At 71.2% G+C, this 22,055-nt stretch carries 18 protein-coding genes; 17 read left to right on the forward strand and 1 reads right to left on the reverse strand.

Annotated elements, in window-relative coordinates; all coding sequences use genetic code 11:
• Nucleotides 1-212: 212 nt before the first annotated feature.
• The 12 genes from ACFV46_RS18740 to ACFV46_RS18795 all read left to right on the forward strand — a co-directional run bounded on the left by ACFV46_RS18740 (nt 213) and on the right by ACFV46_RS18795 (nt 16,148).
• Nucleotides 213-1,277, forward strand: a complete 1,065-nt coding sequence (locus tag ACFV46_RS18740) for a hypothetical protein (RefSeq protein WP_361924448.1) — start codon at nt 213-215, stop codon at nt 1,275-1,277.
• On the forward strand, nt 1,277-3,526 hold the full coding sequence (locus ACFV46_RS18745; protein ID WP_376726800.1) for a glycosyltransferase: 2,250 nt from the start codon (nt 1,277-1,279) through the stop codon (nt 3,524-3,526). The genes ACFV46_RS18740 and ACFV46_RS18745 overlap by 1 nt, the downstream gene beginning before the upstream one ends.
• Nucleotides 3,523-4,917 (forward strand): acyltransferase, encoded by a 1,395-nt coding sequence (locus ACFV46_RS18750; RefSeq protein WP_376726799.1) that lies wholly within the window; start codon nt 3,523-3,525, stop codon nt 4,915-4,917. The genes ACFV46_RS18745 and ACFV46_RS18750 overlap by 4 nt, the downstream gene beginning before the upstream one ends.
• A 136-nt stretch (nt 4,918-5,053) precedes the next feature.
• Complete coding sequence (locus ACFV46_RS18755; protein WP_385498910.1) at nt 5,054-6,004, forward strand: hypothetical protein; 951 nt, start codon at nt 5,054-5,056, stop codon at nt 6,002-6,004.
• 165 nt (nt 6,005-6,169) lie between these two features.
• Nucleotides 6,170-7,552 (forward strand): MFS transporter, encoded by a 1,383-nt coding sequence (locus tag ACFV46_RS18760; RefSeq protein ID WP_385498911.1) that lies wholly within the window; start codon nt 6,170-6,172, stop codon nt 7,550-7,552.
• Nucleotides 7,553-7,678: 126 nt separating this feature from the next.
• Nucleotides 7,679-8,830 (forward strand): uroporphyrinogen-III synthase, encoded by a 1,152-nt coding sequence (locus tag ACFV46_RS18765; protein WP_376726796.1) that lies wholly within the window; start codon nt 7,679-7,681, stop codon nt 8,828-8,830.
• Nucleotides 8,831-9,049: 219 nt separating this feature from the next.
• Entirely contained in the window at nt 9,050-9,649 is a 600-nt protein-coding gene (locus tag ACFV46_RS18770; RefSeq protein ID WP_385498912.1) for a CGNR zinc finger domain-containing protein, read from the forward strand.
• Between the two features lie 319 nt (nt 9,650-9,968).
• The gene (locus ACFV46_RS18775) at nt 9,969-10,490 is read left to right on the forward strand and encodes a sigma-70 family RNA polymerase sigma factor (protein ID WP_010039908.1); all 522 of its coding nucleotides are present in this window, start codon (nt 9,969-9,971) and stop codon (nt 10,488-10,490) included.
• Between the two features lie 59 nt (nt 10,491-10,549).
• Nucleotides 10,550-11,332, forward strand: coding sequence for a zf-HC2 domain-containing protein (locus ACFV46_RS18780; RefSeq protein WP_361924460.1), 783 nt, complete (start codon nt 10,550-10,552; stop codon nt 11,330-11,332).
• A gap of 84 nt (nt 11,333-11,416) precedes the next feature.
• Nucleotides 11,417-13,774, forward strand: coding sequence for a HelD family protein (locus tag ACFV46_RS18785; protein ID WP_385498913.1), 2,358 nt, complete (start codon nt 11,417-11,419; stop codon nt 13,772-13,774).
• A 318-nt stretch (nt 13,775-14,092) separates the two neighbouring features.
• Complete coding sequence (locus tag ACFV46_RS18790) at nt 14,093-15,514, forward strand: NAD-dependent malic enzyme (RefSeq protein ID WP_361924464.1); 1,422 nt, start codon at nt 14,093-14,095, stop codon at nt 15,512-15,514.
• A gap of 352 nt (nt 15,515-15,866) precedes the next feature.
• The gene (locus ACFV46_RS18795; RefSeq protein WP_007498188.1) at nt 15,867-16,148 is read left to right on the forward strand and encodes an HU family DNA-binding protein; all 282 of its coding nucleotides are present in this window, start codon (nt 15,867-15,869) and stop codon (nt 16,146-16,148) included.
• An 84-nt stretch (nt 16,149-16,232) separates the two neighbouring features.
• On the opposite strand, the gene murA is transcribed toward ACFV46_RS18795, so the two are convergent.
• Nucleotides 16,233-17,579 (reverse strand): UDP-N-acetylglucosamine 1-carboxyvinyltransferase, encoded by a 1,347-nt coding sequence (gene murA / locus ACFV46_RS18800; protein WP_062665259.1) that lies wholly within the window; start codon nt 17,577-17,579, stop codon nt 16,233-16,235.
• 297 nt (nt 17,580-17,876) lie between these two features.
• Here murA and ACFV46_RS18805 point away from each other — a divergent pair, with 297 nt between their 5' ends.
• From ACFV46_RS18805 to ACFV46_RS18825, 5 genes are all read left to right on the forward strand, one after another.
• Nucleotides 17,877-18,449, forward strand: coding sequence for a YqgE/AlgH family protein (locus tag ACFV46_RS18805; protein WP_164492302.1), 573 nt, complete (start codon nt 17,877-17,879; stop codon nt 18,447-18,449).
• 29 nt (nt 18,450-18,478) lie between these two features.
• Entirely contained in the window at nt 18,479-18,766 is a 288-nt protein-coding gene (locus tag ACFV46_RS18810) for a DUF3039 domain-containing protein (protein ID WP_361924466.1), read from the forward strand.
• 216 nt (nt 18,767-18,982) lie between these two features.
• On the forward strand, nt 18,983-20,296 hold the full coding sequence (locus tag ACFV46_RS18815) for an extracellular solute-binding protein (protein WP_385498914.1): 1,314 nt from the start codon (nt 18,983-18,985) through the stop codon (nt 20,294-20,296).
• Nucleotides 20,293-21,198, forward strand: coding sequence for a sugar ABC transporter permease (locus ACFV46_RS18820; RefSeq protein WP_361924468.1), 906 nt, complete (start codon nt 20,293-20,295; stop codon nt 21,196-21,198). The genes ACFV46_RS18815 and ACFV46_RS18820 overlap by 4 nt, the downstream gene beginning before the upstream one ends.
• A 5-nt stretch (nt 21,199-21,203) precedes the next feature.
• Complete coding sequence (locus tag ACFV46_RS18825) at nt 21,204-22,046, forward strand: carbohydrate ABC transporter permease (RefSeq protein WP_385498915.1); 843 nt, start codon at nt 21,204-21,206, stop codon at nt 22,044-22,046.
• Nucleotides 22,047-22,055 lie beyond the last annotated feature (9 nt).

Here is a 22,055-nt window from a genome sequence, read left to right on the forward strand (position 1 = left end):
ACATTCTTCGCCTGAGCACAGTGTGGTAAAGGGGGGCGCTCGGCCGGGTGGGGGCTCGGTGCGACGACGTGTGCTCGGAGTCGTGTGCGCACCCGGAACGGTCCCGTGGGGGGATGTGCGTGCGCGTGAAGAAGTGGCGAGAAGACGCCCAACCGGAGTGGCCCCAGGCCGCGTACCGGTCTGTGGGCAATTCTTCCGCGGGGGGCGCCAGGGTGGACACCCAGGCCTTCCCGGCGACCGGGGAGACCGGGCTCCCGGGTCGGGGGCCGCGCTCCCGGACCGAGGCGAGGGAGACGGACATACTCCAGGGTGGCAGGCGTGCCTCGACGGACGCCGACAAGACGGAGATCCTGCGCGGCGTACCCGCCGCGTCCGGCGACGAGACCGCGGTCCTGCCCGGCGTCGGAAGACCGGCGGGACCGCCCCGGCACGGCCGGCACGCGGCCGGCGCCACCGACCCGTTCGCGGCGTCCGGCGGCCCCCGCACGGCACCCGTGCGCGATCCGTGGGCCGAGCACGAGCAGGCGGCGGGCCCCGGCGGCGCCGGCGCCACCCACGACCCGCACGAGGTCACCGTCCAGCTCGACGGCATAGGGCTCCAGCTCGACGGCATGATGCGCGCCGCCAAGGACGCCCCCGGCGCCCCCGAGGGCTCCGACGGGCCGGTGTTCGTCGACGAGACGGGCCGCCGCAGCCGCCGCTTCCGCCGGCTCGGCATGGCCGTCGCCCTGGCCTGCGCGGTCTACGCCGTGGTCATCGTCGCCACCCTGCTGTCCGGGAACTCCGACGCGCCCTGGCTGCCCGTCGAGGGCCCCGCGGAGAAGCCCGCCGGCCAGGTCGACACCTCGCCGATGCCGGCCGACTCGGTGACGCCCTCCGAGACCTCGGACGTCTCCCCGGGCGCCTCCCCGTCCGCGTCCGCGGGCGAGAGCCTGCTGCCCGGAACCGGCGGCACCGCGTCCGGCGCGTCCGCCGGCGCCGAGGACCCGGCCGCCTCCGGCCAGCCGAAGCCGAGCAACACCAAGGCGACGTCCAACCCCGGCGGCACCAACCCGACGCCCGACCGGCAGACACCCACCAACCCGGTCACCAACAACCCCGCACCGAGCCCGACGGACGGCGGCGGCACCACCACGGAGCCGACCGACCCCACGACCACCGAAGACCCCGGAACGGGGACGGTCGCCAACGGCCCGAGCAACCCTGAGCCCGTCGCGCAGGAGCCCGGAGGCACCACCTCCGCTCCCGCCGCCCCGTTCCCGGAGAACACCTTCTGATGGCATCCCGCACCCGCCGCCGTGGGGCAGAGCACGGAGCCCGCGGCGGCTCCTCGCGTCGCCACGCACCCGAACACCGCGCCCGCGGCGCCGCCCAGCGCCGCCGCCGCGTGCCCATGCGCCTCCTCCTGCCCTGCCTGGTCCTCGTCGCCCTGATGGCGATGCTGATGCTGCGCGGCTACGTCCACAGCGAGATCCTGGCCGACCACCGCATCCGGCCCGAGGCCGCCTCCGACAAGGTCCCGGAGAAGATCCTCGAGGGCGGCCCCGTCATCGACACCCGCGGCGGCCGGACCGAGACGCTGAGCCTGCGCGACCACCGCCTGGTCCTCACCTTCGACGACGGCCCCGACCCGGAGTGGACCCCCAAGGTCCTGGACGTGCTCAAGAAGCACAACGCCCACGCCGTCTTCTTCGTCACCGGCACCATGGCCTCGCGCTACCCGGAGCTGGTCCGGCGCATGGTCGAGGAGGGCCACGAGGTCGGCCTGCACACCTTCAACCACCCCGACCTCTCCTACCAGTCGAAGAAGCGCATCGACTGGGAGCTGTCCCAGAACCAGCTCGCGATCACCGGCGCCGCGGGCATCCGCACGTCCCTGTTCCGCCCGCCGTACTCGTCGTTCGCCGACGCCATGGACAACGAGTCCTGGCCGATCACCGAGTACATCGGCCAGCGCGGCTACCTCACCGTCGTCAACAACACCGACAGCGAGGACTGGCAGAAGCCCGGCGTCGACGAGATCATCCGCCGCGCCACCCCCAAGGGCGGCAAGGGCGCCATCGTCCTGATGCACGACTCCGGCGGCGACCGGCACCAGACCGTGCAGGCCCTCGACCGGTTCCTGCCGGACCTGCAGGCCAAGGGCTACACGTTCGGCAACCTCACCGAGGCGCTCGGCGCGCCCAGCGCCCACAGCCAGGTCACCGGGCTCGACCTGTGGAAGGGCAAGGCCTGGATCTTCCTCGTCCGGGCGTCGGACAACATCACGGGCGTGCTCGTCGTCGGCCTCGCGGTGATCGGCTTCCTGGTCATCAGCCGCTTCGTGCTGATGCTGCTGCTGTCCGGCATCCACGCGCGCCGGGTGCGCCGCAAGGGCTTCCGCTGGGGCCCGCCCGTCACCGAACCGGTGACGGTGCTCGTCCCGGCGTACAACGAGGCCAAGTGCATCGAGAACACGGTGCGTTCCCTCATGGCGAGCGAGCACCCCATCGAGGTGATCGTCGTCGACGACGGCTCCAGCGACGGCACGGCCCGCATCGTCGAGGCCATGGGGCTGCCGAACGTCCGGGTCGTCCGCCAGCTCAACGCGGGCAAGCCCGCCGCGCTCAACCGCGGTCTGGCCAACGCCAGCCACGAGATCATCGTGATGATGGACGGCGACACCGTCTTCGAGCCGGCCACGGTCCGTGAGCTCGTCCAGCCGTTCGGCGACCCGCGCGTCGGCGCCGTCGCCGGCAACGCGAAGGTGGGCAACCGCGACTCCCTCATCGGCGCCTGGCAGCACATCGAGTACGTGATGGGCTTCAACCTCGACCGCCGCATGTACGACATGCTGCGCTGCATGCCGACCATCCCGGGCGCCGTCGGCGCCTTCCGGCGGTCGGCGCTGGAGCGGGTCGGCGGCATGAGCGACGACACGCTCGCCGAGGACACCGACATCACCATGGCGATGCACCGGGACGGCTGGCGCGTCGTCTACGCCGAGAACGCGCGCGCCTGGACCGAGGCGCCGGAGTCCGTCCAGCAGCTGTGGTCCCAGCGCTACCGCTGGTCGTACGGCACGATGCAGGCGATCTGGAAGCACCGCCGCGCCCTGGTGGAGAAGGGGCCCTCGGGCCGCTTCGGCCGGGTCGGCCTGCCCCTGGTGTCGCTCTTCATGGTCCTGGCGCCCCTGCTCGCCCCGCTCATCGACGTCTTCCTGATCTACGGCCTGATCTTCGGCCCGACGCAGAAGACCGTCATCGCCTGGCTGGGCGTCCTCGCGATCCAGCTGGTCTGCGCCGCCTACGCCTTCCGGCTGGACAAGGAGCGCATGACGCACCTGATCTCGCTCCCGCTCCAGCAGATCCTCTACCGCCAGCTGATGTACGTGGTCCTGCTCCAGTCCTGGATCACGGCCCTCACCGGCGGCCGGCTGCGCTGGCAGAAGCTGCGCCGCACGGGCGTGGTGGAGGCACCCGGCGGCCCCGTGCCGTCGCAGCGTTCGGCAGGCACACGTGACGGCGATCGGAGGCCGGTGGGATGACGCACCAGTACCCGCCCATGGGTCCCGGAGCGGCCGGGTCCGGGGCACCGGAGCCCGCCTGGCAGAACGACCCCGTCTGGCAGAACGACCCGGCCTGGCGGACGGACCCCTACCCCGGCGCGGGCGCGTACGGGCACGAGCCGGCGGCGACCGCCGTCGTACCCGAGCCCGCCGCCCCCGCCCCGGCACCCGAACCCGCGCCGGCGCCCGCGCCGAAGAAGCCGGGCCGTGACCGCTATCTGGATCTGCTGCGCTCCATCGCGCTGGTCCGTGTGGTCGCGTACCACCTCTTCGGCTGGGCCTGGCTGACGGTGCTGTTCCCGTCCATGGGCGTGATGTTCGCGCTGGCCGGCTCGCTCATGGCGCGCTCCCTGAACCGTCCCGCGTGGGGCGTCATCAAGAGCCGCGTCCGGCGTCTGCTGCCGCCGCTGTGGGTGTTCAGCGCCGTCGTGCTGACGATGATGTTCGCCGGAGGCTGGAACCCGACGAAGGACCCGGACCTCGGCGGCGGCATGTGGGCCGTCATCGACCTGTTCAACTACCTCGTCCCGGTCGGCGCCCCGCCGTACCCGTGGCAGATCGGCTCCCAGTCCGGTCTGCTGGAGAACACCTGGGCGGTGCAGGCGGCCGGCGTGCTCTGGTACCTGCGGGCCTACCTGTGGTTCGTCGTGGCGTCCCCGCTGCTGCTGTGGGCGTTCCGCCGGGCCCCGCTGCCGACCCTGCTGGCCCCGCTGGCCCTGACGGCCGTCGTGGGGACGGGCCTCGTCACGATCCCCGGCGAGACCGGCAACGCGATCTCCGACTTCGCCGTCTACGGCGGCTGCTGGGTGCTGGGCTTCGCCCACCACGAGGGACTGCTGGCCAAGATCCCGCGCTATGTGGCCGTCTCCTGCGCCGCGCTCGTCATGGCCTTCGGACTGTGGTGGGCCTCGGGCCACCTCGGCCCGGACGGCTGGGACCTCAACGATATCCCGCTGTCCCAGGCGACCTGGTCCTTCGGGTTCGTCGTGATCCTGCTGCTCTACTCGCCCTCGTGGCAGGAGCTGCCGGGCCGGCTCGCCCGCTGGGACAAGCTGGTCACGCTGTCCAACAACCGCGCGGTCACGATCTACCTCTGGCACAACCTCCTGATCATGGCCACGGTCCCGATCCTGGACCAGCTGTACAACCTGCCGTTCATGGAGAGCGAGCGGGCCTCGGCCGCCCTCGACTCCACGTACATGATCTGGATGTTCTTCCTCGTCTGGCCGTTGATAGGGCTGGCCGTCCTGTGCTTCGGCTGGGTCGAGGACTTCGCCGCCAAGCGCAGCCCGCGCCTGTGGCCCAACGGCACGAAGAAGAAGGCCGCCGCGTCCGGCGACGGCGGCCGCGGCGGCCGTCGCCGCGGATGACACCGCCCCCGTCCGCCCCCGCGACCGCCCGTCTCCGCAGGTCCGCCGTCCCCGATGTCGGACCCGCATGGAAGACTGGCCCGGTCGCTGTGGTGGACGGGGTCGCCGGGTGGTCCGGTGGGGGAGTGGGTGACGGGTGAGCAAGCGGCAGGTCCAGAAGATGCTGCGGTTGATCGCGAGCGGTCAGCCGGTCGAGCTCACGAGTCCCATGGCCTCGGTGAAGAAGCTCGCCCACCTCGCCTTCATCGCCCAGCAGTTCGGCTACGAGTACCTGGACGTGAGGCAGGGGGGACGCAACAACGCCCTCGTGATGCTGATCGCGCCCGACCCCAGCCCGCAGGCCCGCGCCCGGGCCGCGCAGAACTGGGCGCAGTACCCGGACGCCGGTGACGGCGTCTCCGTGCCGCCGATCGTGCCCGACGCGCACGAACTGCTCAAGGCGCGCATCAACTTCGACCTCACCGGCCGGCATGTCGAGAAGCGCCTGTACTGGGTGGCCGCCGGTATCACCGGCGGCTTCTTCTTCTCCGCCCTGAAGGCGGACATCGAGGGCGACTCCGCCCTCTTCGTCATCCTCGGCTGGGTGGGGCTGATGGCGCTGCTCGGCGTCGGCATCGTCGTCACCCGCAAGCGCAACGCCAAGTTCGCGGCGCGGCTCGAGGCCGCCGGGTTCACGCCCGTACGGGACGAGACGGGCCGACTGCGCTACCTGCCGGCCGGATACGCCGGCCCGTTCGGCGCGAGCGGGCCGTACGGCGGGCAGGCCCCGGCCGCCGCGCCGGGCGCCCCCGGCGGCTACGGGCAGCAGGCCCCGGCGCAGGCCCCGTACGCGCAGCCCGCCGCACCCGGTCCCTACCCGGGCCGGCCGGCCGCTCCCGGCCCGTACGGGCAGCAGCCCGCCCCGGGGCCGTACGGCGCGCCCCAGGCGCCCCAGCAGCCCCAGGGCCCCTACGGCGTGCCGCCGCAGACGCCCTACGGACAGCCGCAGCAGCCGTACGGGCAGGCACCCCAGCCGCCGCAGCCGTACGGCCAGCAGCCGCCCTATCCGCAGCAGAACCCCCACTGGCAGCCCCCGCAGCAGCCCTGACCGGGTCGTCCGGGTCCGGTCCGCGGGACCTCTCATCCGCCCCGCCCGGCGGGTGAGAGCAACGTTCCTTGCCGGTCACCGGGTGCCACAGCACGGAAACGCGCCCTCCCTACCTTCGGGATCAGCCACTCGCAGGCGACCGAGCCCGAAGACCGTGGAGGCGCCATGACAGCCCCGAGCACTGCCCCCGTCGCGAGCAGGGGAGGCCGCTGGATCGACCACTGGGACCCCGAGGACGAGACCTTCTGGAACACCACCGGCGAGCGGATCGCCCGCCGCAACCTGTTCTTCTCCGTGCTCTCCGAGCACATCGGGTTCTCGATCTGGACCCTGTGGTCCGTGATGGTGCTGTTCATGGGGCCGGAGTACGGCCTCACCCCCGCCGACAAGTTCACCATCGTCTCGATGGCCACCCTGGTCGGCGCCGTCGCCCGCGTCCCCTACACCTTCGCCGTCGCCGTCTTCGGCGGCCGGATGTGGACGGTGGTCTCCGCGAGCCTGCTGCTCGTGCCCACGGTCGCCGCGTTCGTGGTGATGGAGCCGGGGACCTCCTTCACCGCCTTCCTGATCTGCGCGATGCTGGCCGGCGTCGGCGGCGGCAACTTCGCCTCCAGCATGACCAACATCAACGCCTTCTTCCCGCTGCGGAAGAAGGGATGGGCGCTCGGGCTGAACGCCGGCGGCGGCAACATCGGTGTCCCCGTCGTGCAGCTGGTCGGTCTCGCCGTGATCGGCGCCAGTGGGGGCCCGCGTCTGCTGCTCGGCATCTACATCCCGTTCATCGTGGTCGCCGCCGTCCTCGCCTGGCTGAGGATGGACAGCATCTCCTCCGTCCGCAACGACACCGGTGCCGCCAAGGACGCCGCGAAGGACCCGCACACCTGGATCATGTCCTTCCTCTACATCGGCACCTTCGGCTCGTTCATCGGCTACAGCTTCGCCTTCGGCCTGGTCCTGCAGACGCAGTTCGGCCGGACGCCCCTGCAGGCCGCGTACGTCACCTTCATCGGCCCGCTGCTGGGCTCCCTGATCCGTCCCGTCGGCGGCTCGCTCGCCGACCGCTTCGGCGGCGCCCGGATCACGCTGTGGAACTACGTCGCCATGGCCGCCGCGACCGGCGTCGTCATCGTGGCGTCGGTCCGCGAGTCGCTGCCGCTGTTCACCGTGGCCTTCATCGCCCTGTTCGTCCTGACCGGGCTTGGCAACGGCTCCACGTTCAAGATGATCCCCGGCATCTTCCACGCCAAGGCCCTCGGCAAGGGCCTGGAGGGCGAGGCGGCCGCCGCCTACGGACGCCGGCTCTCCGGTGCCTCCATGGGGCTCATCGGCGCGGTGGGCGCCCTCGGCGGACTCGGCATCAACATGGCCTTCCGGCAGTCGTTCCTCAGCGTGGGCTCCGGCACCGGCGCCTTCGTCGCCTTCCTCGCCTTCTACGGCCTGTGCTTCGCCGTCACCTGGGCCGTATACCTTCGCCGCCCGGCGCCCGCCACGGCCCCCACGGCTTCGGCGACGGAGACGAAGCCGCAGCTCAGCTACGCCGAGGTGTGACGTAACACCGCTGACACGTGGCCGAACCGAGCCTGTCACGCACCGTTGACAGGCTCGCTCGGCATGCGGACGCGGCTGTGCGGGCGTCCGGCGCAGGCACCACGACTCGAGTGCGGAACGAGAGTTATGTACGACGAACAGCAGCAACCCGAACACGGACCCCTCGCCGGGTTCACCGTGGGCGTCACCGCCGCGCGCCGTGCCGACGAGCTCGGGGCGCTGCTCCAGCGGCGCGGCGCCGCCGTCGTGCACGCCCCTGCGCTGCGCATCGTGCCGCTGTCCGACGACAGCGAACTGCTCGCCGCCACCAAGGAGATCATCCAGCGGCACCCGGACGTCGTGGTCGCCACGACCGCGATCGGCTTCCGGGGCTGGATCGAGGCCGCCGACGGCTGGGGCCTCGGCGAGGACCTGCTGAACCGGCTGCGCGAGGTCGAACTGCTCGCGCGCGGGCCCAAGGTGAAGGGCGCGGTGCGGGCGGCCGGACTGACCGAGGAGTGGTCGCCGTCCAGCGAGTCCATGGCCGAGGTGCTGGACCGGCTGCTGGAGGAGGGCGTCGACGGCCGCCGGATCGCCGTCCAGCTGCACGGCGAGCCGCTGCCCGGCTTCGTGGAGGCGCTCAGGGCGGGCGGGGCGGAGGTGCTCGGCGTGCCCGTGTACCGGTGGCTGCCGCCGGTGGACATCGGCCCCGTGGACCGGTTGCTGGACGCGGCCGTCTCCCGTTCCCTGGACGCCGTGACCTTCACCAGCGCCCCGGCCGCCGCGTCCCTGCTGACGCGGGCCGGGGAACGCGGACTGCTCGACGAACTGCTGGCCGCGCTCGGGCACGACGTCCTGCCGGCCTGCGTGGGCCCGGTCACCGCCCTGCCGTTGCAGGCGCGGGGGGTCGACACCGTGCAGCCCGAACGCTTCCGGCTCGGCCCGCTCGTGCAGTTGCTCTGCCGCGAACTGCCGGGCCGCGCGCGGACGTTGCCGATCGCCGGGCACCGGGTGGAGATCCGCGGCCACGCGGTACTGGTGGACGGGGAGCTGCGGCCGGTGCCGCCCGCCGGGATGTCCCTGCTGCGGGCCCTGGCCCGGCGGCCGGGCTGGGTGGTGTCCCGCGCCGACCTGCTGCGCGCGCTGCCCGGCGCCGGGCGGGACGAGCACGCCGTGGAGACGGCGATGGCACGGCTGCGTACGGCGCTGGGGGCGCCGAAGCTGATCCAGACGGTGGTGAAACGGGGGTATCGGCTGGCGCTGGATCCGGCCGCCGATGCGAAGTATGGGGGCGAGTGAGGGCGTTCTGGTTGCCCTCAGTCGGGCTGCACTCGGCGTACAGGAGCCGTCCTTCGGGGGCTGGCCGCCCCCGGACCCCCGCTGTCGGCCCTGGACGGGCCTCGTCCTCAAGCGCCGGACGGGCTGGATGTGCCCGGCACGAGGGGTTCCGGAGCCGGGCCTCTGCGGGCACTGTGAGAGGGAACGGTTCCCCAGCCTCCGCTAGGCGGTGACAGGCACATGGCACCGGGTACGGCCACGGTCGCGTACGACCTGCGCTTCGGCGCGGGGCGGGTGAGTCTCGACCTTCTCGCGACCGCGCATCCCTGTGAACGGATCGTGTCCGTCGAGGTGTTGTGCGCGTGGATCGGCGGGAGCGGGCTCGTGCCGCCGCACACGCCGCTGGGGCACGCCGACGCCTCCTGGGTCGCCGGGTTCCGTGAAGTACGCGCTTGCTTGGATCAGTTGGTGCGGGGGGCGCTGGCGGGGCCGGCGCCCCGGCCGTCGTACGACAGGGCGCTGGAGCGGGTGAACGACCTCGCCCGTGCCGCGCCGCCCGCCCCGCGGGCCGTGCGAGGCGGGGACGGCACGCTGGTGAGGCGGCTGGAGCGGCCGCCCGCTTGCGCGGAGTTGCTCGGCGCCCTCGCGCGGGACGTGCTGGAGCTGCTCACCGATCCCGTCGCGCGGGCGGGGCTGAGAGAGTGCGAAGGGGACAATTGCCCTCTCGTGTACCTCGACACCTCCCGGGGCCGCCGGAGGCGCTGGTGCTCCAGCGAGGTCTGCGGGAACCGCGAAAGAGTGGCCCGGCACCGCCGCCGTGCGGCCCTCACGCGGACCTGACCGCCCGTTATGCCCCTTACGTGTCACGGTCGTCGAAGTGATTTCGATTACACGTTGTTTACCTACGCCACCGTAGGGAAGCGTGAAGACGATCTTGCCGATGTGACGGAAATGTAAAGATCGCACGGTGGGAATGTGGCGCCATGTCCCCCTCGTCACGTCACTCCGAAGAAAACTGTCGCCTCACGTTGAACACGCAACGCGCCGTCTGCGTACGGGTGGTCGAGCGACCGACTGGGGGAACCCCCGGACATCGGAGGTGGGCGTGCGCAAGGATTCCGTCGTGGCCAATGAACGTGGATCGAGGGCCCGACATCGCATGTCCCAGCCCTCGGAACCTGATGAGGAGCTGATGCGTGCGCTGTACAGAGAGCACGCCGGACCCCTCCTTGCGTATGTCCTCCGTCTGGTCGCCGGTGATCGGCAACGAGCAGAGGACGTCGTGCAGGAGACGCTCATCCGTGCCTGGAAGAACGCCGGACAGCTCAATCGAGCGACCGGATCGGTACGCCCCTGGCTGGTGACGGTCGCCCGGCGCATCGTCATCGACGGCCACCGCAGCCGGCAGGCCCGGCCGCAGGAGGTCGATCCGTCGCCGCTGGAGGTCATCCCCGCGGAGGACGAGATCGACAAGGCGCTGTGGTTGATGACGCTGTCGGACGCGCTCGACGACCTGACCCCCGCCCACCGGGAGGTGCTCGTCGAGACGTACTTCAAGGGGCGTACGGTCAATGAGGCGGCCGAGACTTTGGGCATACCCAGCGGAACCGTCCGCTCAAGGGTTTTCTACGCCTTGCGGTCGATGAAGCTGGCTCTGGAGGAGCGGGGGGTGACGGCGTGATGAGCGGGTACGGGGGAAACCAGGGATTCGGCATGGGCGGGTCGGGTATGTCTGGGTCCATGAGCCCCACGCAGGGACGACCGGGCCCCAGTGAGCACGAGACCGTCGGCGCCTACGCCCTCGGGATTCTCGACGACGCCGAGGCAACCGCTTTCGAGGCTCATCTGGCCACCTGCGAATGGTGCGCCCAGCAGCTCGACGAACTCGCCGGAATGGAACCGATGCTGGCCGCCCTCGCGGACCTGCCCGGTGCCGGCACACCCGCCATCGGCGACTCGCTGTCGGCGAAGCCCAGCCCGCGTCTGGTGAACAAGCTGGTCGACGAGGTCGCCGAGCGCCGCGCCCAGAAGCGCCGGCGCGGCTTCTACCTGGTGGCCGCGGCCGCCGCGCTGATCATCGGCGGTCCCGTCGTGGCCGTCGCGACGAACGGCGACGGCGGAGGCGGCGGCACCGAGGGGAACCGGACCGTGCAGGCGGCCAACCCCGCCAAGGAGCTGTTCGCCGGCATCAAGGACAAGGTCACGGGCACCGACTCGTCGACCGGCGTCACCGCGACCGTCGGCCTGAGCGAGAAGCTCTGGGGCACGGAGACCGGCCTGGAGCTCAAGGGCGTCAAGGGCCCGCTGAAGTGCTCCATGGTCTTCGTCAGCAAGGACGGCGCGCGCGAGACGGCGGCCTCCTGGTCCGTGCCGAAGTGGGGCTACGGCCTCCCGGACGCGAAGACCGAGCAGGCGAAGAACCCGCTCTACGTCAGCGGCGGAGTCGCCATGTCCCCGGACAAGATCGACCACGTCGAGATCATCGACTTCGACGGGAACAAGCTCGTCCAGGTCGACGTGTAGGAGACATCCGCCAGGCCCGTCGTAGCGCCACGGGCCCCCTTCGCGTACGGTTGACGGCTGCCCAGCACGTCAGAAGGGGGCCCGGTGGCCGCTCAGGCGCAGGACAGTGCGCTCGACTCCCTGCGAGACCGAGAGATCGGCGTCGAACAGGAACACCTCGACCGGGTGTACCGGCGTCTCGAGGAGAAGATCCACGAGGCCGAGTTCCTCATGAACGACGCGGCCCAGCGCGGCCAGGTCGGCACACCCGGAGCGCTCGCCGAACGGGACGCGCAGGTCTTCCGGGCCGGCGTCCACCTCAACCGGCTCAACAACGAGTTCGAGGACTTCCTCTTCGGCCGGATCGACCTGCTCCTCGGCAAGGACGGCAAGAAGGGGCCCGACGGCGCCTACACCGCGGTCGAGCCCGCCGAGGGCGCGGTGCGCGAGGACAACACCGCCGACATCGCCGAGACCCTGCACATCGGGCGCATCGGCGTGCTCGACCAGGACTACGCCCCGCTGGTCATCGACTGGCGGGCCCCGGCCGCCGCGCCCTTCTACCGCTCCACGCCGGTCGACCCCGGCCGGGTCGTACGGCGCCGCGTCATCCGCTCCAAGGGCCGCAAGGTCCTCGGTGTCGAGGACGACCTGATGCGCCCCGAACTCACGGCGCACCTCGACGGGCGGGAGCTGCCCGTCATCGGCGACGGCGCCCTCATGGCCGCCCTCGGCCAGGCCCGCACCCACACCATGCGGGACATCGTGGCGTCCATCCAGGCCGAGCAGGACATGGTGATCCGCGCCCCCGCCGCCTCCGTCACCTACGTCGAGGGCGGCCCCGGCACCGGCAAGACCGCCGTCGCCCTGCACCGCGCCGCCTACCTGCTCTACCAGGACCGGCGCCGGTACGCGGGCGGCATCCTCATCGTCTCGCCGACCCCGCTGCTGGTGGCGTACACCGAGGGCGTGCTCCCGTCGCTCGGCGAGGAGGGCCAGGTCGCCATCCGCGCGATCGGCTCCCTGGTCGACGGCGCCGAGGCCACGCTGTACGACTCCCCGGCCACCGCCCGCGCCAAGGGCTCGTACCGGATGCTCAAGGTGCTGCGGAAGGCGGCGCGCGGCGCACTGGAGCTGGGCGCGGGCTCCCGCGCGGGAGGCGGCGACCGCGGCGGGCAGCTGGCGTTCGGCGACGACCCCGCCCCGGTGCCCGCGGGCCCCCCGACCCGGCTGCGCGTGGTCGCCTTCGGGCGCCGGCTGGAGCTGGAGGCCGACGCCCTCGACCGCGTCCGGCGCACCGCGCTCGGCGGGACCGCCCCGGTGAACCTGCTGCGCCCGCGCGCCCGCAAGCTGCTGCTCGACGCCCTCTGGGAGCAGTCCGGCGGCGCCAAACGGCACAGCGACCCCGAGCTCGCCGCCGAGCTGCGCTCCTCCTTCGACGAGGACGTGACCTCGGAGGACAGCTTCATCGCGTTCCTGGACGCCTGGTGGCCCGAGCTCACCCCGGCCGCCGTCCTCACGGCGATGGCCGACGAGCGCCGGCTCGGCCGCTGGGCCCGCCGGGTCCTCAACCCCGGCGAGGTCCGCAAGGTCGCCCGCTCGCTGCGCCGCGACGGCCTGTCCGTGCACGACATCGCCCTGCTGGACGAGCTCCAGGCGATCCTCGGCACCCCGGCCCGCCCCCGCCGCAGACGCGAACTGGACCCGCTCGACCAGCTGACCGGCCTCGAGGAGCTGATGCCGGTGCGCGAGGAGTCGCAGCGCGAGCGCGCCGAACGGCTGGCGGCCGAACGCACCGAGTACGCGCACGTCATCGTCGACGAGGCGCAGGACCTCACGCCGATGCAGTGGCGCATGGTCGGCCGCCGCGGCCGGCACGCCACCTGGACGGTCGTCGGCGACCCGGCGCAGTCCTCCTGGTCCGACCCGGACGAGGCCGCCGAGGCCCGTGACGAGGCCCTGGGCAGCCGGCCCCGCCGCCGCTTCCAGCTCACCGTGAACTACCGCAACCCCGCCGAGATCGCCGAGCTGGCCGCGAAGGTGCTCGCGCTCGCCATGCCGGGCTCCGCCTCCCCGTCGGCGGTGCGTTCGACCGGTGTCCGGCCCCGCTTCTCGGTGGTGGAGGACTCCCTCGCCGGGACGGTCCGCGCGGAGGCGGCCCGGCTGCTGGAGCAGGTCGACGGCACCGTCGGCGTGGTCGTCGCCATGCAGCGGCGCGAGGAGGCGGCCCGCTGGCTGGCCGGGCTGGGCGACCGGGTCGTCGCGCTCGGCAGCCTGGAGGCCAAGGGCCTGGAGTACGACGCCACGGTGGTGGTCTCCCCGGCGGAGATCGCCGACGAGTCCCCGGCCGGACTGCGCGTGCTCTACGTGGCGCTGACCCGGGCGACGCAGCAGCTCACGGTGGTGTCGGGGGAGCGCGACGAGCCGGACGCCGCCGGCGTGCCGGACCTGCTGAGGGACTGATGAGAAGGAACACCGCCGGAGGGAATGGCCTCACGGCATCCGTTTGTTAGCCTGGACGTGACACCGGCTCGATCCAAGCCCCCGGGCCCAACCTTCGTCGCTACGAGCGACCACTTGCCGCGAGGCGAGCATGGCGGGTCGGTGTCACCTACGTAGGGGAGAGGCCCGCGTCACGGATGTGACGCGGGCCTCTTCTCCTTTTGAAGACGTGGCGAACAAAACGTTCGCAATCCCGGCCCGGCTAACTCCTACTCGACGGTAGGTGCGACGATCGGACGGCAGATCGCAGCTATACGGTGAAAGCAGAGGAAGTCGGCCATGGCAACGGCGCCCAGCGTCTCCTACTCGATGACGGTCCGGCTGGAGGTGCCCGCGAGCGGAACCGCGGTCTCCCAGCTCACCACGGCCGTGGAGTCCCACGGAGGCTCGGTGACCGGCCTCGACGTGACCGCGTCCGGCCACGAGAAGCTCCGGATCGACGTCACCATCGCCGCGACCTCCACCGCGCACGCCGACGAGATCGTCGAACAGCTGCGCCAGATCGAGGGTGTCACGCTCGGCAAGGTCTCCGACCGTACGTTCCTGATGCACCTCGGCGGCAAGATCGAGATGGCGTCCAAGCACCCCATCCGCAACCGTGACGACCTCTCCATGGTCTACACGCCCGGCGTGGCCCGGGTGTGCATGGCGATCGCCGAGAACCCCGAGGACGCCCGCCGGCTGACCATCAAGCGCAACTCCGTCGCGGTCGTCACCGACGGCTCCGCGGTCCTCGGCCTCGGCAACATCGGCCCGAAGGCCGCGCTGCCGGTCATGGAGGGCAAGGCGGCCCTGTTCAAGCGGTTCGCGGGCATCGACGCCTGGCCGATCTGCCTGGACACCCAGGACACCGACGCGATCGTCGAGATCGTCAAGGCGATCGCCCCCGGCTTCGCGGGCATCAACCTGGAGGACATCTCCGCGCCCCGCTGCTTCGAGATCGAGGCGCGGCTGCGCGAGGCCCTGGACATCCCGGTCTTCCACGACGACCAGCACGGCACGGCGATCGTCGTCCTGGCGGCGCTCACCAACGCCCTCCGGGTCACGGGCAAGGCGATCGAGAACATCCGCGTGGTGATGTCCGGCGCCGGCGCCGCCGGTACGGCCATCCTCAAACTGCTGCTCGCGGCGGGCGTGAAGAACGCCGTCGTGGCCGACATCCACGGTGTCGTGCACACGGGCCGTGAGGACCTGCGTGAGGCTCCCGCGGACTCGCCGCTGCGCTGGATCGCCGACAACACCAACCCGGAGAATCTGACCGGCACCCTCAAGGAGGCCGTGCGCGGCGCCGACGTCTTCATCGGTGTCTCGGCCCCCAACGTGCTCGACGGGGACGACGTGGCCGCCATGGCCGAAGGCGCGATCGTGTTCGCGCTCGCGAACCCGGACCCCGAGGTCGACCCCGCGATCGCCCGTCAGACGGCGGCAGTTGTGGCCACCGGCCGCTCGGACTTCCCGAACCAGATCAACAACGTGCTGGTCTTCCCCGGTGTGTTCCGCGGCCTGCTCGACGCGCAGTCCCGCACCGTCAACACGGACATGATGCTCGCGGCCGCGAAGGCGCTGGCGGACGTGGTGACGGAGGACGAGCTCAACCCGAACTACATCGTCCCCAGCGTCTTCAACGACAAGGTGGCGGGCGCCGTCGCCGGCGCGGTCCGTGAGGCCGCGAAGGCGGCGACCGCCGCCGAAGGGGCGTAAGCCCCGTGCGGCGGGGTAACCGGCACAGGTGACCGGGCTGTGAGGATCGCCACGGCAAGCCCTTGTGACGGCGCGTCGCGGAACCTGGCGCCTGTTTTCGCCGTTTATCGTGACGGCCAGGCTCAGGCCCTCTCTTCGTGTGACTCCCAAGGGTGTTCTCACGACTCCTCCGGGTGCCGGATTGGCTTTCCCGCCGCAGGTAGGGGCAGGATGCGTCCCTGGGCGCGAGGGTCTGGCCACGGACCCGGTCCGGGGACCGACCGAGGACCCTGGCAGCATCGACACCGCTGTGCCCGACATGCGGCTCCGCCGCGTGGCACGCCTCAAGGCAATTGAACACGGGAGTAAGAACATGAACCGCAGTGAGCTGGTGGCCGCGCTGGCCGACCGCGCCGAGGTGACCCGCAAGGACGCCGACGCCGTGCTGGCCGCGTTCGCCGAGACCGTCGGCGAGGTCGTCGCCAAGGGCGACGAGAAGGTCACCATCCCTGGCTTCCTGACCTTCGAGCGCACCCACCGTGCCGCTCGCACCGCCCGCAACCCGCAGACCGGCGACCCGATCCAGATCCCCGCCGGCTACAGCGTGAAGGTCTCCGCGGGCTCCAAGCTCAAGGAAGCCGCCAAGGGCAAGTAAGCGCTCCGCCTCGAGCGAGAGACGCCGAAGGGGCGGTCACCCGATTCCGGGTGACCGCCCCTTCGCCATGAGCCTCGGAGGGCGTCAGCCGAGCGCCTTGCCCGGCAGTTCGACCTTCGCGCCCAGCTCCACGAGCTTCTCCATGAAGTTCTCGTAGCCGCGGTTGATCAGTTCGATGCCGTGGACCCGGGACGTGCCCTGGGCCGCCAGCGCGGCGATGAGGTACGAGAAGCCGCCGCGCAGGTCGGGGATGACCAGGTCGGCGCCCTGGAGCTTGGTGGGGCCCGAGACGACGGCGGAGTGCAGGAAGTTGCGCTGGCCGAAGCGGCAGTCGGAGCCGCCCAGGCACTCGCGGTACAGCTGGATGTGCGCGCCCATCTGGTTCAGGGCGGACGTGAAGCCGAGCCGGGACTCGTAGACCGTCTCGTGGATGATGGACAGGCCCGTCGCCTGCGTCAGCGCGACCACCAGGGGCTGCTGCCAGTCGGTCTGGAAGCCCGGGTGCACGTCGGTCTCCAGCGCGATGGACTTCAACTGGCCGCCGGGGTGCCAGAAACGGATGCCCTCGTCGTCGATCTCGAAGGCCCCGCCCACCTTCCGGTAGGTGTTGAGGAACGTCATCATCGAACGCTGCTGAGCGCCGCGGACGTAGATGTTGCCCTCGGTCGCGAGCGCCGCGGACGCCCAGGAGGCGGCCTCCAGGCGGTCCGGCAGGGCGCGGTGGGCGTAACCGCCGAGCTTGTCCACACCGGTGATGCGGATCGTGCGGTCGGTGTCCATCGCGATGATGGCGCCCATCTTCTGCAGGACGCAGATGAGGTCCTCGATCTCCGGCTCGACGGCCGCGTTCGAGAGCTCGGTGACACCCTCCGCGAGGACGGCCGTCAGCAGCACCTGCTCGGTGGCGCCGACGGACGGGTACGGCAGCCGGATCTTGGTGCCGCGCAGCCGCTGCGGGGCCTCCAGGTACTGCCCGTCGGCCCGCTTCTCGATCCGCGCGCCGAACTGCCGCAGCACCTCGAAGTGGAAGTCGATGGGCCGGCCGCCGATGTCGCAGCCGCCGAGGCCCGGGATGAAGGCGTGGCCGAGGCGGTGCAGCAGCGGGCCGCAGAACAGGATCGGGATGCGGCTCGATCCCGCGTGGGCATCGATGTCAGCGACGTTGGCGCTCTCGACGTGCGACGGGTCCATCACCAGCTCGCCGGGCTCCTCGCCCGGTCGGACGGTGACACCGTGCAGTTGGAGCAGGCCGCGGACGACCCGGACGTCCCGGATGTCGGGGACGTTGCGCAGTCGGCTGGGGCCACTGCCCAGGAGGGCGGCGACCATGGCCTTCGGTACGAGGTTCTTCGCACCGCGGACACGGATCTCGCCCTCGAGCGGGGTTCCGCCGTGGACAAGCAGTACATCGTCATTGCCGTTGACGGTCATGTATCTCGCGTTCCGATGAGTTGGGCAGGGGCCAGAAGGGAAAGGGTAATCGCCGCGCACCCCCCTGGAGTAAGCCCGAGCGGGGCTCAGCAACGTCATAGTCGTGTCACAACACGAACGGTTCCGTGCCGGGCACGAGCGGTCACCGGACCGGCCCTCGCGCGGGGGCCGGCCCCCGCGCCCCAGGGGCCCCGCCGGACCCGGCCCCACCAGGACGCTCGCTCCCGCGCGGCCGCGTTCCCCCGCGAAGCGGCATTGCCTCCCCACACGGGGGGAAGATGCGGGATCATGTCTGGCATGACCGAGGTGTCCTCGCTCACAGGGCGGCTGCTCGTGGCCACGCCCGCCCTGGCGGACCCGAACTTCGACCGCGCGGTGGTGCTCCTTCTCGACCACGACGAGGAGGGCTCCCTCGGTGTCGTCCTCAACCGGCCGACCCCCGTCGACGTGGGCGACATCCTGGAGGGCTGGGCGGATCTCACCGGTGAGCCGGGTGTCGTCTTCCAGGGCGGCCCGGTGTCGCTGGACTCGGCCCTCGGCGTCGCCGTGATCCCGGGCGACGCGGCCGGGGACAGCGCGCCGCTGGGCTGGCGCCGGGTGCACGGCGCGATCGGGCTGGTGGACCTGGAGGCGCCGCCGGAGCTGCTGGCCTCCGCCGTCGGATCGCTGCGGATCTTCGCCGGGTACGCCGGCTGGGGCCCCGGCCAGCTGGAGGACGAACTGGTCGACGGCGCCTGGTACGTCGTCGAGTCCGAGCCCGGTGACGTGTCGTCCCCGGCGCCGGAGCGGCTGTGGCGGGAGGTGCTGCGCCGCCAGCGCAACGAGCTGGCGATGGTGGCGACGTATCCGGACGACCCGTCGCTCAACTGATGGCTGTGAGCTTCAGTACCCTTGGCGGTATGAGCACTCTCGAGCCCGAGCGCGGGACTGGTACGGGGACCCTCGTCGAGCCCACGCCGCAGACTTCCCACGGCGACGGCGACCACGAGCGCTTCGCCCACTACGTCCAGAAGGACAAGATCATGGCGAGCGCCCTCGACGGCACCCCCGTCGTGGCGCTCTGCGGCAAGGTGTGGGTGCCCGGCCGCGATCCCAAGAAGTATCCCGTGTGTCCCATGTGCAAGGAGATCTACGAGTCCATGGGCGCCGGCGGCGACGACAAGGGCAAGGGCAAGGGCGACCAGTAGGACCGTCCTCCCCGGGCCGGCGTGACCGAGGCCCCCAGGTGTGTTTCGCGCACCTTGGGGGCCTTTGTGCTGTCCGGGCGTTGCACGGAGTGCGTCCGCCGGTCACAGAGTGGTTGAGACCTCTTGTGGTCGTGTTCATGAACTCCCTAGCCTCCCGGTGTTGTGCACAGCGAAACCGTCATTGCGCATGATGCAACGCCTCATCGGAGGAGTGCCATGAACACCCGGAAGCCAGCTGTCCGTGCCCTCGGGGCCACGGCCCTCGCGGCCGCCACCCTGATCGTCTCCGCCTGCGCCCCCCAGACCACCGGCGACTCCTCCTCCGACAAGGACGAGAAGACCGGCACCCTGCGGGTCTGGCTGTTCCAGGAGGTCGGCAACAAGCCCAAGGAGAAGGTCGTCGACGCGGTCGTCGCCGGCTTCGAGAAGGAGCACGAGGGCACCGAGGTCGACGTCGAGTACATCCCCGTCGAGACCCGCGCCCAGCGCGTCAAGGCCGCCTTCAACGACCCGAAGTCCGCCCCGGACCTCATGGAGTACGGCAACACCGACACCGCCGGCTATGTGAAGGACGGCGGACTCCTCGACGTCAGCGAGGAGTTCGCGGCCTGGGACGAGGCGAAGGACACCGACCCCACCGCCCGCCAGTCCGTCACCGTCGACGGCAAGGTCTACGGGGCGCCCTTCTACGTCGGCGTCCGCGCCCTGTACTACCGCACCGACGTCTTCGACGAGCTCGGCCTGGAAGTGCCGAGGACGATGGACGAGTTGGCGTCCACCGCCCGCAGGATCCGTGCCGAGAAGCCCGAGTTGTACGGCCTGGTCGTCGGCGGCGCCTACACCTACGGCGCCATGCCGTTCGTGTGGGCCAACGGCGGGGAGCTCGCCGAGGGCAAGGGCGGCTCGTACGCCTCCGCGATCGACAGCGCCCAGGCCCAGAAGGGCATCAAGGCCTACACCTCCCTCTTCTCCGACGACAACTGCCCCGCCGCCAAGTGCGCCGGCATGGGCGGCAACGACACCGTCACCGCGTTCGCCGCCGGCAAGGCGGGCATGGCCATCGGCGGCGACTTCAGCCACGCCGCGGTCGAGGCCGGCAAGGTCAAGGGCAAGTACGGCGTCGTCCCCCTGCCCGGCGTGAAGGCCGGCACGGTCGCACCCGCGTTCGCGGGCGGCAACAACATCGGCGTCCTGAAGAGCACGTCCCACCGCACGCTGGCCGTCGAGCTGATGGAGCGGCTGGCCGCGAAGGACACCCAGGAGTCGATGTTCGAGGCGATGGGCTTCCTGCCGACGTTCGCCGACGTGCGCCGGCAGGCCGCGGCGAAGAAGCCGTACGTGAAGCCGTTCGTCGAGACGCTGGCCGCCGGGACCAAGTTCGTGCCCGCCTCGCCCGCCTGGGCCCAGATCGACTCGTCGCTGGTCCTGCCGACCATGTTCCAGGAGGTCATCAGCGGCAAGAAGGACGTCGCCGGGGCCTCGCGCGACGCGGCGAAGAAGATGGACGCGGCGTTCGGCTCCGCCGGATGACAGCGCCCGCCCGGCCGCGGGCCCGCCGCCCGCGGAGCACCACACCCTGGCTCTACCTGGCCCCCGCCCTCGTCGTCATCGGCGGACTGCTCGTCTACCCCGTCTACCAGCTCGGCCTGATCTCGTTCTTCGAGTACACCCAGGCCCAGGTCAGCGGCGGCGAGCCGACCACGTTCCAGGGGTTCGGGAACTACACGGAGCTGTTCTCCGACGAGCAGTTCTGGCAGGTGCTGCTCGCCACCGTCGCCTTCGCGGCGGCCTGCGTCCTCTCGACGCTGGCCGTCGGCTGCGCCCTCGCCGTCCTGCTCACCCGGGTGCGGGCCGTGCCGCGGCTGGCGCTCATGCTGGCCGCGCTCGGCGCCTGGGCCACCCCCGCCATCACCGGCTCCACGGTCTGGCTGTTCCTGTTCGACCCGGACTTCGGGCCGGTGAACCGCCTGCTCGGGCTCGGCGACCACTCGTGGACGTACGGCCGCTTCAGCGCCTTCTTCCTGGTCCTGCTCGAAGTGGTGTGGTGCTCCTTCCCGTTCGTGATGGTGACGGTCTACGCCGGCATCCGGGCCGTCCCGGCCGAGGTGCTGGAGGCCGCCGCCCTGGACGGCGCCTCGCAGTGGCGGATCTGGCGCTCGGTGCTCGCGCCGATGCTGCGGCCGATCCTCGTGGTCGTCACCATCCAGTCGGTGATATGGGACTTCAAGGTCTTCACCCAGATCTACGTCATGACGGGCGGCGGCGGCATCGCCGGCCAGAACCTGGTGCTGAACGTGTACGCCTACCAGAAGGCCTTCGCCTCCTCGCAGTACAGCCTGGGCTCGGCGATCGGCGTCGTGATGCTGCTGATCCTGCTGGCGGTCACGCTCGTGTACCTGCGGCTGCTGCGGCGGCAGGGAGAGGAACTGTGAGGCCGATGAACGCGACGCGCCTCGTACGGCGTCCCTGGCGGCTGCTCGCGGAGGCCACCGCGCTGCTGATCGCCGTGCTGGTCGCCTTCCCGCTGTACTGGATGGTGCTCGGCGCCTTCAAACCGGCCGGGGAGATCGAGTCCACCGAACCGCGGCCGTGGACCCTGTCGCCCTCCCTGGATTCCTTCCGGAGGGTCTTCGAGCAGAACGAATTCGGCCGCTACTTCGTCAACAGTCTCGTCGTCGCGTGCACGGTCGTGGTCGTCTCCGCGCTCATCGCGTTTCTCGCCGCCACCGCGGTGACACGATTCCGGTTCCGCTTCCGCACCACCCTGCTCATCATGTTTCTGGTGGCCCAGATGGTGCCCGTGGAGGCCCTGACGATCCCGCTGTTCTTCCTCATGCGGGACTTCGGCCAGCTGAACACGCTCGGGTCGCTGATCCTGCCCCACATCGCCTTCTCGCTGCCCTTCGCGATCTGGATGCTGCGGGGGTTCGTGAAGGCCGTTCCGGAGGCCCTGGAGGAGGCGGCCTACATGGACGGCGCGAGCCGGTCGCGATTCCTGTGGCAGATCCTTTTCCCGCTGGTCTTCCCGGGCCTCGTGGCCACGAGCGTGTTTTCCTTCATCTCCGCCTGGAACGACTTCCTGTTCGCCAAGTCGTTCATCATCAGCGACACCTCCCAGTCGACCCTTCCGATGGCCCTGCTCGTCTTCTACAAACCCGACGAGCCGGACTGGGGCGGCGTGATGGCGGCGTCCACGGTGATGACGATTCCGGTGCTGATCTTCTTCGTCCTCGTACAGCGGCGACTCGTGTCGGGGCTGGGCGGGGCGGTAAAGGAATGACGTGACTGA

The organism is Streptomyces sp. NPDC059852, assembly GCF_042731455.1.
GTDB lineage: Bacteria > Actinomycetota > Actinomycetes > Streptomycetales > Streptomycetaceae > Streptomyces.

Coding starts and splice junctions, on each gene's coding strand:
- ACFV46_RS18745 (WP_376726800.1), top strand. CDS start 1,277: ATGGCATCCCGCACCCGCCGCCGTGGGGCAGAGCACGGAGCCCGCGGC.
- ACFV46_RS18750 (WP_376726799.1), top strand. CDS start 3,523: ATGACGCACCAGTACCCGCCCATGGGTCCCGGAGCGGCCGGGTCCGGG.
- ACFV46_RS18760 (WP_385498911.1), top strand. CDS start 6,170: ATGACAGCCCCGAGCACTGCCCCCGTCGCGAGCAGGGGAGGCCGCTGG.
- ACFV46_RS18765 (WP_376726796.1), top strand. CDS start 7,679: ATGTACGACGAACAGCAGCAACCCGAACACGGACCCCTCGCCGGGTTC.
- ACFV46_RS18770 (WP_385498912.1), top strand. CDS start 9,050: ATGGCACCGGGTACGGCCACGGTCGCGTACGACCTGCGCTTCGGCGCG.
- ACFV46_RS18775 (WP_010039908.1), top strand. CDS start 9,969: ATGTCCCAGCCCTCGGAACCTGATGAGGAGCTGATGCGTGCGCTGTAC.
- ACFV46_RS18780 (WP_361924460.1), top strand. CDS start 10,550: ATGAGCCCCACGCAGGGACGACCGGGCCCCAGTGAGCACGAGACCGTC.
- ACFV46_RS18790 (WP_361924464.1), top strand. CDS start 14,093: ATGGCAACGGCGCCCAGCGTCTCCTACTCGATGACGGTCCGGCTGGAG.
- ACFV46_RS18795 (WP_007498188.1), top strand. CDS start 15,867: ATGAACCGCAGTGAGCTGGTGGCCGCGCTGGCCGACCGCGCCGAGGTG.
- murA (WP_062665259.1), bottom strand. CDS start 17,579: ATGACCGTCAACGGCAATGACGATGTACTGCTTGTCCACGGCGGAACC.
- ACFV46_RS18805 (WP_164492302.1), top strand. CDS start 17,877: ATGACCGAGGTGTCCTCGCTCACAGGGCGGCTGCTCGTGGCCACGCCC.
- ACFV46_RS18810 (WP_361924466.1), top strand. CDS start 18,479: ATGAGCACTCTCGAGCCCGAGCGCGGGACTGGTACGGGGACCCTCGTC.
- ACFV46_RS18815 (WP_385498914.1), top strand. CDS start 18,983: ATGAACACCCGGAAGCCAGCTGTCCGTGCCCTCGGGGCCACGGCCCTC.
- ACFV46_RS18820 (WP_361924468.1), top strand. CDS start 20,293: ATGACAGCGCCCGCCCGGCCGCGGGCCCGCCGCCCGCGGAGCACCACA.
- ACFV46_RS18825 (WP_385498915.1), top strand. CDS start 21,204: ATGAACGCGACGCGCCTCGTACGGCGTCCCTGGCGGCTGCTCGCGGAG.